The organism is Achromobacter sp. JCM 18799 (genome assembly GCF_055395645.1).
The window spans coordinates 6,181,290-6,193,680 of the sequence record NZ_AP043866.1; the positions used below are offsets into that span (position 1 = coordinate 6,181,290).

Genomic DNA, 12,391 nt, shown 5'->3' on the forward strand with positions numbered 1-12,391 from the left:
CCGCCATGAGTCAGAATTTCGTCAATCCGGATCAGATCCGCGCCTGGTTCTCTCGCGCCATGTCCGACATGTACAAGTCGGAAGTGCCGCTGTACGACACGCTGCTGGACCTGGTCGCACAGGTCAACGCCAAGACGCTGGCCGAGCAGCCCGAGCTGGCCGCGCAGCTGGCGCGCACCGGCGAGATCGAGCGCCTGGACATCGAGCGCCACGGCGCGATCCGCGTCGGCACCGCGCAGGAACTGGCCAACCTGCGGCGCGTGTTCGCCGTGATGGGCATGCAGCCGGTGGGCTATTACGATCTGTCGCCGGCCGGCGTGCCGGTGCATTCCACCGCCTTTCGCGCCACCCACGAAGCCTCGTTGCAGGCCAGCCCGTTCCGCGTCTTTACCTCGCTGCTGCGGCTGGAACTGATCGCCGACGAGACCTTGCGCGAGAAGGCCGCCCGCATCCTGGCCGCGCGCCAGATCTTCACCGCGCGCACGCTGGAACTCGCGGCCCGCTTCGAGGCACAGGGCGGATTGGATGTAGCCGCGGCCCGCGAATTCGTGGAAGAAGCCCTGCATACCTTCCGCTGGCACAGCGAGGCCACCGTCAGCCTGGAAGACTACGAGGAACTGCATGGTCAGCATCGCCTGATCGCCGACGTGGTGGCCTTCAAGGGCCCGCACATCAACCACCTGACCCCGCGCACGCTGGACATCGATGAAGCCCAGGCCGAGATGCCCCGCCGCGGCGTGTCCGCCAAGGCCGTGATCGAGGGCCCGCCGCCGCGCAAGTGCCCGATCCTGCTGCGCCAGACCAGCTTCAAGGCGCTGGAGGAAGCGGTCCTGTTCGCCGGCGCCGACGGCCAGTCCGCGGCCGGCAGCCACACGGCGCGCTTCGGCGAGATCGAGCAGCGCGGCGTCGCGCTGACCCGCAAGGGCCGGGCGCTGTACGACCAGTTGCTGGACCTGGCCCGCAGCCGCATCAGCGGCGCGCCCAACGAAGGCAATGCAGCGGCCTACATGCAGAACCTGCAGGACTGTTTCGCCGCCTTCCCGGATGACTACGACGCGCTGCATGCGCAGGGGCTGGCCTATTTCCGCTATTTCCTGACCGGCAAGGAAGGCGCGGATCCCGAGGCCGGCCTGCAGGACCTGATCGCCCAGGGCCACATCCGCTTCGAGCCGCTGGTGTACGAGGACTTTCTGCCCGTCAGCGCGGCCGGCATCTTCCAGTCGAACCTGGGCGACAAGGCCCAGGCCGAATACGCGCAGAACGCCAGCCAGGCCGCTTTCGAGCAGGCCCTGGGCGCCAAGGTGCAGGACGAGCTGGCGCTTTACCAGGACACGCAGGACCGTTCGCTGGCCGCCTGCATGCAGGCGCTGCGCGAGCAAGCCGGCTCGCCGGTGGCCGCATGAGCCGTCTGGACCGTTGCCTGTCCGTGCGCGACTTCGAACGCGAGGCGCGGCGCATCATGCCGCGCTGCGTCGAAGGCTACGTCTGCGGCGGCACCGAGGACGGCGCTTCGCTGGCCGAGAGCGTGCGCGCGCTGGGCGACGTGGGTTTCCGGCCGCGCGGCTTGCGCGTGGTCGACCAGCGCAGCAGCCGGGTCGAACTCTACGGACAGCGCTACGCCATGCCGCTGGGGTTCGCGCCTACCGGGTTCTCCTCCATCGTCATGCATGAGTGCGACCTGGCGTTGGCGCAGGCCGCCCGGCAGGCCGAGATTCCCTTCATCATCAGCGGCGCTTCCAGCGTACCGCTGGAACGTTTGCAGGAAGCCACCGGCAAGCGCTGCTGGTACCAGGCTTATCTGCCAGGCAATACCGAGCGCATCGCCAAGCTGCTGGCGCGGCTGCGCCAGGCCGAGATCCCGGTGCTGGTGGTGACCATCGACACCTGCGTGGGCGCCAACCGCGAGAACCTGCAGAAGCTCTCGTTCACCGTGCCCTTCAAGCTCAGCCCCAGCGTGATGCTGGACGGCATGCGCCATCCGCGCTGGAGCTTCAACGTCTTCCTGCGCACGTTGCTGGGCAGCGGCATCCCCAGGTTCTCGAACCTGTACGAAGAAATCGGCCCGCCCATCACGCAAGACCCGCCCAACGGTTTTCGCGGCGAACGCGACAAGCTGTCGTGGGAGCACATCCGCTGGATCCGCGAGAACTGGCCCGGCAAGCTGGTGCTCAAGGGCGTGATGCATCCCGACGATGCGCGCCTGGCCTATGCGGCAGGCGCCGACGGCGTGATCGTGTCGAACCACGGCGGACGCCAGCTGGATGGCTGCATCTCGCCCCTGCAGGCGCTGCCCGACGTGGTGGCCGCGGTGCCGCCCGGCTTCCCGGTCATGGTGGACGGCGGCTTTCGCCGCGGCTCCGACGTGCTCAAGGCCGTGGCCCTGGGCGCGCGCATGGTCTTCACCGGCAGGCCCCAATTGTTCGGCGCGGCCGTGGCCGGCAGCGCCGGCATCCGCAAAGTCGCGGACATATTCCGCAGCGAGATCTCGACCAACATGGCGCTGCTCGGCTGCGCGACGCTGGCCGACCTCACACCGGACCTGATCGCGCCCTTGCGGCCGGCGGCGACCGCCTGACGCGGGCGGCGCCAGCCGCCCCGGGCAGGAGCACCCGCACAACAACAAAAAAACGGCGCGCATTTCCATGCGCGCCCATCCGTTTTCGACAGGAGGAAACATGAAGAAGATCTATACCAAACTGGCCGGCGTGGCGGCAGTGCTGGCGTGCCTCGCCAGCGGACCGGCGCAGGCCCAGGCCGGCGCCTATCCGACCAAGCCGGTGCGGCTGGTCGTGGGTTACGCCCCGGGCGGCACCACCGACATCAGCGCGCGCATGATCGCCGATGTGCTGGGCAAGGAGTTCGGCCAGACCTTCGTGGTCGAGAACAAGCCCGGCGCCAACAGCAACATCGGCGCCGAATCCGTCGCCCGTTCGGCGCCCGACGGCTACACCCTGTTCGTCGGATCGATTTCCACCGCGATCAACCAGTCGCTCTATTCCAAGATGTCCTATGACGCGCTCAAGGACCTGGACGCCGTCGCCCTGCTGAACGTGGTGCCCAACATCCTGGCCGTCAACGCCAGCGTGCCGGTCAAGTCGGTGCAGGAATACATCGCCTACGCCAAGAAGAACCCCGGCAAGCTCACCTGCGCCTCGCCCGGCAACGGCTCGTCCGCGCACCTGGGCTGCGAACTCTTCAAGATGAAGACCGGCATCGACATCCTGCACGTTCCGTACCGCGGCAGCGGCCCGGCCGTGGCCGACCTGCTGGGCGGACAAGTGGACTCGATCTTCGACAACCTGCCGCCGCTGCTGCCGCACGTGCGCGCGGGCAAGCTGACGGGTCTTGCCGTCACGACCGGCAGCCGCGTGCCGTTCGCCCCGGAAATCCCCACCATCGCCGAATCCGGAGTGGAAGGCTTTGACGTGGCGGCCTGGTTCGGCGTGTATGCGCCGGCTGGCACCCCGCCCGAAGTCGTCCAGAAGGTCAACGCCGCCATCAACAAGGCCCTGACCTCCGACGCCGCGCTGGCCGCCAGCTACCAGACCAACGGCTTCCTCATGCCCCCGCCGCCCAACACGCCGCAAGCGTTCAAGGCCTTCATGGAAAGCGAAACCCGCAAGTGGGGCGAGGTCGTCAAGGCGACCAACCTGCAGATCAACTGATAGGCTGGGGAAGGGGCCGTCCGCGGCCCCTTAGAAGCGTTCTTGGGGACGGATTGGTGGCGTTGCAGCGACAAAGCAGCACGGAACCACCCGATTCCTGATTTGCGTGATAGAATGTTCGACTTTCCAGGAAAGCACGCTTTTCTGGTTGAAGTTAGCCGACGTGGTGAAATTGGTAGACACGCTATCTTGAGGGGGTAGTGGCGAAAGCTGTGCGAGTTCGAGTCTCGCCGTCGGCACCAAGAATTTGTTCCAGGCATACGCCTGGAAAGTAAAAAGCCCGTAAGAATCCATTTCTTACGGGCTTTTTTTCGCTTGCTTCATCCGATCGTGGACAGGCAGCGAGCCAAGAACGTTGCATTTGCGCGCTTGCTGGCGGCAGCGCACCTGCGCCGGAAAGTCATGGGGCGGACCTCAAGAGGGGAGACGACGAAAGACTCCGGGCCCCTGTGTATGATTCGTGCTCGCCATGCAAAACAAAACTCACGGAGACAAAATGCGAACCACTCGCAAAGTGCCGGGCGCAACGCGCTCCATGGCCGGTACGGATCGCATGCGCGTCTCTGACCTTTTCACGATAGCTGGGCGGGCCGTCCATTCCATGTGAATCGTCAGTAGTCATTCCATGTCAAAGAAAATTCCCCCCATGAATCCTCTGCGCGCGTTCTATGTCGTCGCGCGCACCAAGAGTCTGACCAAGGCCGCCAAGGAGCTTCACGTCGGCCAGTCGGCGATCAGCAAGCAGCTGGACGTGCTGGAGAAGTATCTGGGGGTAAAGCTGTTCCGGCGCGAACAGCGGGGCATCAGTCTGACGGATATCGGGGAAGAGCTCGGAGAGCGGATCATTCCGGCCTTCGACCAGATCGCGGATGCGACCCATAGCATCATGGAGCAGGGCAACGACAACAAGATACGCGTGCATACCTATACGACGTTTGCCGCGAAGTGGCTGATCCCGCGACTGGAAAGCTTCCAGAAGAAATACCCAGAGTTTTCAGTCCTGATCATCAATCTGGTCAAGGACATTGATTTCGAGCGGGACCGCATTGATTTCAGCATCCAGTTGGGTAGCGGCGGCAACCCCGACACCGAAGCCGATCTATTGTTCGACGACATCATCGAGCCGGTTTGCAGCAGCGCGTTTCTGAGAAAGCATGCTCCGGAAACCGCGTATCCCCAAGCCATCCTGCGCACGCGGCTACTGGTTTCGCACTATCGGCCCAAGGGGGAGTGGAAGATGTGGGCAAAGGCGCACGGGCACTTGGCCGACATCGCCGATACCCACCAGATGAATTTCAGCAGCTCGGTGCTGACGTGGCAGGCCGCCATGGACGGCCTGGGCGTGGCGATCGGTCAGGTGGCGCTCTTGATGGGGGACATCGAAGAAGGGAGCCTGCTGTATCCGTTCAAGCAGCCGGTAAGAACAGGCCTTTCCTTCTACCTGCTGCGACCCAAGGTCCGTCGCGAAGCCCGGAAGATAACTTTGTTCCGGGACTGGATTCTGTCGGAAGCCGCAGCGACCCGGCCCCTGTTGCCGGATTGCTGACGGCGATCCATGCTGGTCACGCGCTTTGCATGACCAGGGCATCCACGGCCAGGACGCCTTGTCCTTCGGCCAACACCAGCATCGGGTTGACTTCGGCCTCTCGTAGCTTCAGTTCGGGTCGTTGCGCGAGCATGGACAGCTTGGAGATGGCGTGTGCCAGGGCCTCCAGGTCACCCTTTGGTTTGCCGCGCAAACCCGATACGGTTTTCAGGATTCGGATCTCTTCGATCATTTCCCGTGCGCCTTCGACCGATACCGGCGCCAGGCGGATGCTCCTGTCGCGCAGGACCTCAGCCCAGACGCCTCCGGCGGCCAACATGACGATGGGCCCTGCATCGGGGTCGACCCGGTAGCCGATCAATACCTCTGCCATTCCCTGCAACTGAGGTTGAACCAGCACGTGCTCGCACACGAGCTGCGGCGCTTTCTGCCGCAGATTCGTGCGTAACGTTTCGAAGGCCCGGGACAGCTGCGCGGGATCCTGAATGTTGAGCACGACGCCGCCTACTTCTGTCTTGTGGGGAATTTCCGCCGAACAGAGCTTGGCCACCACTGGATACTCGAAAGGCAGCGTCGGGATCTGGCCGTTCAATGGGAAGATTGCGTAGTCGGCATGAGGCACCTGCAAGCGGTCCAGCACGTCATAGGCTTGCGCCTCGCTCAGGGCCTGCGCTTGCGCCAATTGGGGAGATCCGGCTGCGGCGGCGGTAGAGAGTTTCCGTCGGGCAAACACCGAGGAAATGGCGTCAGCGCACGTCTCTGGCGTGCGAAAGCAGGGGATGCCTGCACGCGTCAGCGTGCCCAGAGCTTCGGGGGCGTCGGGTACCAGCATCACGGCTAGAGGCTTGTCCGCGCTGGTGAATTCCAGGATGGGTTTGACGGCCAGTTCAGGCTGCAGCCTTGCGGATGAGCCCACGACCGCGACCACCAGGTCGAACTCCGGCGCTTCCAGCATGATCTGCAGCGCCTTCTTCATGACCTCATACTTCGTTCCTGCCAAGGTCAGGTCCAGCACGCGGCCGGCGGAGCCGGGAATCTGTGCCTCTTTCAACTTGCGCTGCGTGGCTTCGGACAGCGGCTGCACGGTCACGTTCCGAATGCCCAGTTGATCGACGACCATGGCGGCGCCGCCGCCCGTCGTGGCAACCACGCCCACCCGTTTGGCGCGGGAATCAGGCGCGGGCATTCTTTTTGCCAGCGGCAAAGCCTCGAAGAGGGTTTCCAGCATCTCGACGCGGACCACGCCCAGGTCTTTCAGGAACGCGTCCGCAATGTCGTCCTCGCCCGCCAAGGCGCCAGTGTGCGTGGCGGCCATTTCCGCCGCGGCGTTCGAACGGCCCAATTTATAGGCGATCACGGGCTTGCCCCGGCGGGCGGCCTCGGCGGCGAATGCTCTCAATTTGTCTCCGTGACGCAGGCTTTCAAGAAAGAGCACGTAGCCCGCGATCGTCGGATCGTCGAGTGTCGCCTGGCAAATTTCTCCCACGCACAAATCCGCTTCGCTGCCGACGGACACCAGGCCGGCGAAACCCACGCCGCGCGCCTTGCCTCTTGAAACCAGGGCTCCGATCATGCTGCCGCTGTGCGAGGCGACGAACAGGTTTCCCTTGGGCAGGTCAGGTTCCGCGAACGCGGCGTTCGCGGTCAGGACCAGGCCGTTGTGGGGATTGACGACGCCCAGGCTGCTTGGCCCCAGGATCCTGACGCCCGAGGCTTGCGCAAAGTCGCGAAGTTCCCGTTCGCGCTGGCAGCCTTCTTCTCCGGATTCCGAGAAACCCGTCGCCAGGATGGTCACCTGCTTCACGCCGAGTTCCGCGCATTCCCTGACGGCGGGAAGCACCGTATCGGTGGAGGACAGGATGAAGACATGCTCCGGCACCTCTGGCAAGGCACTGAGACTGGGCCAAGCCTGTTCACCCTGGACCTGATCGCGATTCGGATTGATGGGGTAGATCTTTCCTGCGAACCGCGAGCGCCGCAGGAATTGCAGGGGGCGGCCGCCCGTCTTGCCGGGATCATCCGATACGCCCACCAATGCGATGCTGCGCGGATGCAAAAGTGCCTGGCTGATCAACTGCTCGGAATGCTCGATGATGGACATGCGTACTCTCATTGATGCGAGGCTCTGGGCGCGCGCTGGGAAAACGAGCGGCCAAAAATACCCTCGGCAATTCGGTTCTTCAGTACTTCGATGGACCCGCCCGCGATCATCCAGCCGCGGGTCCGGCGAACGCAATACTCTACCAATGCTTCCTGGCTGAAACCCATTCCACCCATGATCTGCATGGCATCATTGGATGTGTCCCAGCCTGCCATATTGCAGGCGAGTTTCGCCATGGCGGTGCTTTGCGCCGAGGGCAGCCCTTGCTCGCCTTCGAGAGCGGCCTTGTAGAGCAGCAGCTGAGCTTGCTCGAGCTTCATCCACATATCGGCAAACTTCCACTGCAAGCCCTGGAACTCGCACAGCTCGCGGCCGAACTGCTTGCGCAATGTGGCATGGTCTCTGGCCATGTTGAAGGCGTACCTTCCCAGGGCCAGCGCGCGCGAGGCATTGCCCAGCCGTTCCACGTTGAATCCGGAAATCTGCTTCTTGAAGCCGCCCAGACCCAACAGCAGATTTTCCTTCGGCACCCGGCAATGCTCGAAGTAAAGCTGAGACCACTGCTCTCCGTTCATGAAGCTTGAGGGCTTTCCTATCTCGAAACCCGGCGCGCCTCGTTCGATCAGGATGGACCCGATGCCTTCCACGCCAGGGCCGAACCGCACATAGACAAGAAAGAGCTCCGCGTCGGGACTGTGGGTGGAGAAAACCTTGCTGCCATTGACGACGTAGTGGTCTCCGTCGAGCACCGCCGATGTTTTCAAGTCGGTCACCGCGGAGCCGGCGCCCGGCTCCGTCATGCCTAGCGAAATCAGTTTCTTCCCAGACAGCAGGTCAGGGAGAAAGCGGGCCTTCTGTTCCTTGTTGGCATACTCGACGAAGGTGCGGATAGGTCCGAAGTTGCCCGCCTGCACGATATCCGCGCTTTTCGGACACGCCAGCGCCACTTGCTGGATCGCAAGCACGGCGTGCATCAAGGTGCCGCCCTGGCCTCCGTCCTCCTCGGGAAAAACAATGCCCAGCAAACCCTGTTCCGCCAGCAGCGCCGCGGTTTCCCAGGGGTACTGATTGGAGTGGGCCCGTTCCAGCGCTCCAGGAGCCAATTTGTCCTGCGCGAATCGCGCGACGCTATCTGCAAACGCCTGGTACTCTTCCGAAAGGTTGAAATTCATGACGGTCCCAATGGTTTCTATTTAGTGCGGGGATCTTAAGTCGGGGCATGTGCGCGCAGTTTTTCCAATCGCGCCGACAAACATGCCAAAAAAACATATCAGGCGTCAGGCCAACCCGCCTTGACGCACGCACTTCACGCGCAGGAATTCCCGCAGTCCTTCCTCGCCGCCTTCAGATCCCAATCCACTGTCCTTGAAGCCGCCAAATGGCGTTTCCGGCAGCGAGGCCTGCAGATCATTGATGCAGACGACGCCACTCTCTATCTCGTTGACCAGCCGGTGCGCCAGTTTCATGTCGCTGGTGAACGCATAGGCGGCCAACCCAAAGGGCAGCGCATTTGCCTCGGCAATGGCCTCGTCGGCGTCCTCCACGGGCATCATCAGGGCCACAGGACCGAAAGGCTCCATGCGGCTGACTTCCGCGCGCCTGTCTCGCAGCGCCAGGACGGTGGGTTGATAGAAATAGCCGCGCCCCTCGATTGCGCGGCCCCCGGCGAGCAGCGTGGCGCCGCATTCGACCGCGTTGCGCACGAGGGCATCGATGGCGGCCAGGCGGCGCTTGTTCTTCAGCGGCCCCATCCTCGACTGGGAATCGAAAGGGTCCTTTACGGCCAAGGCGCGGGTGTGCGCGACGAATCTTTCGCAGAAGTCATCGAAGATGTTCTTGTGCACAAGGAAGCGCGTGGGCGAAGTGCATACCTGGCCGGCGTTGCGGAACTTGGCTGCGACGCCTGCCGCGGCTACCTCGTCGATATCGGCATCGTGCCAGACCACGACGGGGGCGTGGCCGCCCAGCTCCAGCGTTGCTTTCTTCATGTGCAAGGCCGCCTTTGCGCCCAGCTGCTTGCCCACCTCGGTTCCGCCAGTGAAAGTGATCATGGACACCCGCGACGAGGCGCACAGCTGATCAGCAATGGACGCGGGGTCGCCAAACACCATGTTCACGGCGCCTTGCGGCAGGCCCGCGCGTTCGCAGGCCTGCGCAATCAACAAGGCGACGCCGGCTGTTTCCTCGGAGGGCTTGAGCACGATCGTGCAGCCGGCGGCGAGGGCTCCGCTGATCTTGCGAGCGGGGGTGATGGCAGGCGCGTTCCATCCTGCAAACCCTGCCACCACGCCATATGGCTCCAGTTTGACCAGCTGCTGCACGCCTTGCGTCCTGGCCGGAATCAGGCGGCCATACAGGCGCCGCGCTTCCTCCGCGGCCCATTCGAACATTTCCGCGGCGGTGTCGACCTCCTTTCGCGCCTCGGACAGGGGTTTGCCAAGCTCGAGGGTGATCTGGCGAGACAAGTTGTCGCTGTCTCCGCGCATTTCCTGCGCCACTTTGCGCAGCAGTTCAGACCTGAGCGTGGGGCTGGTCCTGCGCCACGTGCCGTAGGCGCGGTGCGCGCCGCCGATCGCCCGTTCGACGTCGTCTGGCGAAGCGGCGCGGTAGCGTCCGAGTTCCTCTTCCGTTGCAGGCGACACCAGGACCAGCTCTGCCTGGCCGGTGCCTGCGCGGAACTCGCCGTCTATGTATTGCGAATACTTCATGTCTCAATCTCCGCGTCTCGATATGCTTTTTGGAATTGCCCGCCGCCGCACCGGCAATCCGCGCGAGCAGGCCAGCTGGTTGAACGCGGGGCGGGAGTTCGTCGCAGTCTATCAACCAACGACTGTGCGGAGCGTCCACTTTTTCTCTGGCAAACATGCGTTTTTCGACTATCAACGCGGCTGTTTTTCAGGCGGCTGGAGCGTGATCGGATGTATGCCTAAAACGACTATCTGCCAGAAAAAATGTCGTCCTCTGGCATTTTTGATCGTCGATATACTTTGCCCGTCTAAAGGAGTGGGCTATGAGGATCGGTTTTATTGGCTTGGGCAGGATGGGACTTTCGCTGGCACGTTCGCTGGTCGGCAAGGGCGAGCAGGTTTGGGTTTTCGACCTGAACGAAGAGGTAGCGAAAAGACTCCAGGCCGAAGGTGCGCATATGTCGGCGGACGTGGCCGATCTGTGCAGAAATGCCGATATCGTCTTCACGATGCTGCCTGGCCCAAGGCAAGTCAAGGAGGTGGCGCTCGGCTCGGGCGGCATCCTCGAAAACCTTGCCCCCGGAGCCATCTACATCGACATGAGTACTGTCGATGTCGATACCGTCGATGCGCTGTTCCAGGCGTTCACGGCAAAGGGAATCGTGTTCGGCGATGCTCCCGTGGGTCGGCTGGCCGCACATGCGGACAAGGGAGAATCCCTGTTCATGCTGGGCATCGACGCGCGGTATCTCGAAAAGGTCGAGCCCGTTCTGTACAAGATGGGGACCACCGTTTATCACTGCGGTGCGGCGGGCCACGGCACGCGTACCAAGCTGATCAACAACATGATGGTCCTTTGCTATTGCCAAATCAATTCCGAAGCCTTGGTGTTGGCGCAATCGTTGGGTCTGGATCTGAACAATACGTTCAATGTGCTCACCAGCACGACTGCCAGCAACGGTCAACTGAAAGAGAAATGGCCGAACAAAGTGCTGAAAGGAGATTTGTCGCCGGGCTTCGATCTGGCGCTGGGATACAAGGACATCTCCTTGGCTTCCAACGCGGGCGCCAGCAGTCGGGTAGCTCTGCCCGTGTGCGACACGACCAGGAACATCTTCAGAATGGCGTTGGCGGCGGGCAAGGCAGGGCAGGACACGTCCAGCCTGACTGACTTCTGGGCCGAAATCAACGACTGCCCCAAACCCAGGCTCGGCTAGGCGCGTTTCGTCGCGAACCCAGAGCCAAGTGGATGCCGGGCCGCAGGCGCCCCGGAACACCATTGCTTCCGTTACTCATGGCCAATACATACTCAAATCTATATGGGACGGGCTTTCCTGCGCGATATGTGCAGGGGCCTGCCGCGTTGAACGAACTGAAAGGCATACTCCGGGACTGCCTGGGCGCGGACTCGGCGCTATTGATCTACGACGCGGCACTTGAGCAATACATGCCTCGTTTCAACCAGTCCGGCGTGGCGATCCATGCCTTCATCTTCCCGGGAAACTGTTCCGATGCTGCCATCGATGACCTGACCGCAGCTGCCCGGAATATTGCCGCGGATTGCGTGATCGGTTTCGGCGGGGGGAAAACGCTGGATACCGCCAAGGCCGTAGCGGCAAACCTGAATCTGCCCATGGTGATCATGCCGTCGGCGGCTTCGAACGATGCTCCGACGAGCCGCCTGGTTGCGATCTACGAAGAACATGTCTTCAAGCATTCCAGGGTGCTGGCGCGAAATCCGGACTTGGTGCTCGTGGATACGTCGATCCTGGCCGAGGCGCCCAGGCGGCTGCTTGTCGCTGGTATCGGGGATGCCCTGTCCAAGAAATTCGAAGTGGATTGCTCGGTGGCGAATTCCGTCCCGAATACCTTCGGCATGCAAAGCCTGCTGCTTTCGCGAACGCTGGCCGACAGATGCTATGAACTGATCCGCATCCACGCCATAAGCGCCATTGGCGAATGCGAGGCGCAACGGCCGGGCGAGCACTTCGAGCGACTGGTGGAGGCCTGTGTCCTGTACTCGGGACTGGCATTCGAGGGAGGCGGCCTGTCGCTGGCGCATGGCTTGCTTCGTGGGCTCACGTGCATGCCGGAAACCGAACGCTTCCTGCACGGCGAACTGGTGGCCTATGGCTCCCTGGTCCAGGTGCTGGCCTGCCAGCGCCAGCGCGACGAATTCGACGAACTGCTGGGAGTGGTCAAGGCAGTCGGCTTGCCCTCCTGCCTGCGGGATTTCGGCGTGTCGGACATCTCGAAGGAGCGGCTGTCGGAGGTGGCGGCGCAGACATTGACCGCGCCCTATCTGGCGGGTGGAGCGCAGCAGATATTCCAAGACGACATCGTGCAGGCGATGCTCGAACTCGAGCGTCGCACCGCCTGAAATTTCATCCAA

Annotated in this window: 9 protein-coding genes and 1 tRNA gene; 7 read left to right on the plus strand and 3 right to left on the minus strand. The window is 62.9% G+C overall.

Features of this window, described 5'->3' with window-relative positions:
* Positions 1-5 precede the first annotated feature (5 nt).
* The 5 genes from hglS to ACZ5YA_RS29340 all read left to right on the plus strand — a co-directional run bounded on the left by hglS (position 6) and on the right by ACZ5YA_RS29340 (position 5,211).
* Positions 6-1,403 (plus strand): 2-oxoadipate dioxygenase/decarboxylase HglS, encoded by a 1,398-nt coding sequence (gene hglS / locus ACZ5YA_RS29320; protein WP_419342488.1) that lies wholly within the window; start codon positions 6-8, stop codon positions 1,401-1,403.
* Entirely contained in the window at positions 1,400-2,575 is a 1,176-nt protein-coding gene (locus tag ACZ5YA_RS29325) for an alpha-hydroxy acid oxidase (RefSeq protein WP_464091592.1), read from the plus strand. Before hglS ends, ACZ5YA_RS29325 begins: the two co-directional genes overlap by 4 nt.
* 100 nt (positions 2,576-2,675) lie before the next feature.
* On the plus strand, positions 2,676-3,665 hold the full coding sequence (locus ACZ5YA_RS29330) for a Bug family tripartite tricarboxylate transporter substrate binding protein (protein WP_464091593.1): 990 nt from the start codon (positions 2,676-2,678) through the stop codon (positions 3,663-3,665).
* 157 nt (positions 3,666-3,822) lie between these two features.
* Positions 3,823-3,907, plus strand: a tRNA-Leu gene (locus ACZ5YA_RS29335).
* A gap of 404 nt (positions 3,908-4,311) precedes the next feature.
* Positions 4,312-5,211, plus strand: a complete 900-nt coding sequence (locus ACZ5YA_RS29340; protein WP_223283223.1) for a LysR family transcriptional regulator — start codon at positions 4,312-4,314, stop codon at positions 5,209-5,211.
* A 16-nt stretch (positions 5,212-5,227) separates the two neighbouring features.
* Here the strand turns inward: ACZ5YA_RS29340 and ACZ5YA_RS29345 are convergent, their stop codons facing one another.
* The 3 genes from ACZ5YA_RS29345 to ACZ5YA_RS29355 form a co-directional block, all read right to left on the minus strand.
* Positions 5,228-7,312, minus strand: coding sequence for an acetate--CoA ligase family protein (locus ACZ5YA_RS29345; protein WP_280016776.1), 2,085 nt, complete (start codon positions 7,310-7,312; stop codon positions 5,228-5,230).
* Between the two features lie 8 nt (positions 7,313-7,320).
* Positions 7,321-8,484, minus strand: coding sequence for an acyl-CoA dehydrogenase family protein (locus tag ACZ5YA_RS29350; protein ID WP_464091594.1), 1,164 nt, complete (start codon positions 8,482-8,484; stop codon positions 7,321-7,323).
* Between the two features lie 105 nt (positions 8,485-8,589).
* Entirely contained in the window at positions 8,590-10,020 is a 1,431-nt protein-coding gene (locus ACZ5YA_RS29355; protein WP_464091595.1) for an NAD-dependent succinate-semialdehyde dehydrogenase, read from the minus strand.
* Positions 10,021-10,322: 302 nt separating this feature from the next.
* Between ACZ5YA_RS29355 and ACZ5YA_RS29360 the strand changes: the two genes are divergently transcribed.
* Together ACZ5YA_RS29360 and ACZ5YA_RS29365 are read left to right on the plus strand one after the other, a co-directional pair.
* Positions 10,323-11,216 carry an NAD(P)-dependent oxidoreductase gene (locus tag ACZ5YA_RS29360; protein WP_059375496.1) on the plus strand — a complete coding sequence of 298 codons (894 nt, stop codon included), beginning with the start codon at positions 10,323-10,325 and terminating at the stop codon, positions 11,214-11,216.
* Between the two features lie 77 nt (positions 11,217-11,293).
* Positions 11,294-12,379, plus strand: a complete 1,086-nt coding sequence (locus ACZ5YA_RS29365) for a glycerol dehydrogenase (RefSeq protein ID WP_464092877.1) — start codon at positions 11,294-11,296, stop codon at positions 12,377-12,379.
* Positions 12,380-12,391: the final 12 nt, after the last annotated feature.

Coding starts and splice junctions, on each gene's coding strand:
- ACZ5YA_RS29365 (WP_464092877.1), top strand. CDS start 11,294: ATGGCCAATACATACTCAAATCTATATGGGACGGGCTTTCCTGCGCGA.
- ACZ5YA_RS29340 (WP_223283223.1), top strand. CDS start 4,312: ATGAATCCTCTGCGCGCGTTCTATGTCGTCGCGCGCACCAAGAGTCTG.
- ACZ5YA_RS29345 (WP_280016776.1), bottom strand. CDS start 7,312: ATGTCCATCATCGAGCATTCCGAGCAGTTGATCAGCCAGGCACTTTTG.
- ACZ5YA_RS29355 (WP_464091595.1), bottom strand. CDS start 10,020: ATGAAGTATTCGCAATACATAGACGGCGAGTTCCGCGCAGGCACCGGC.
- ACZ5YA_RS29360 (WP_059375496.1), top strand. CDS start 10,323: ATGAGGATCGGTTTTATTGGCTTGGGCAGGATGGGACTTTCGCTGGCA.
- ACZ5YA_RS29325 (WP_464091592.1), top strand. CDS start 1,400: ATGAGCCGTCTGGACCGTTGCCTGTCCGTGCGCGACTTCGAACGCGAG.
- hglS (WP_419342488.1), top strand. CDS start 6: ATGAGTCAGAATTTCGTCAATCCGGATCAGATCCGCGCCTGGTTCTCT.
- ACZ5YA_RS29330 (WP_464091593.1), top strand. CDS start 2,676: ATGAAGAAGATCTATACCAAACTGGCCGGCGTGGCGGCAGTGCTGGCG.
- ACZ5YA_RS29350 (WP_464091594.1), bottom strand. CDS start 8,484: ATGAATTTCAACCTTTCGGAAGAGTACCAGGCGTTTGCAGATAGCGTC.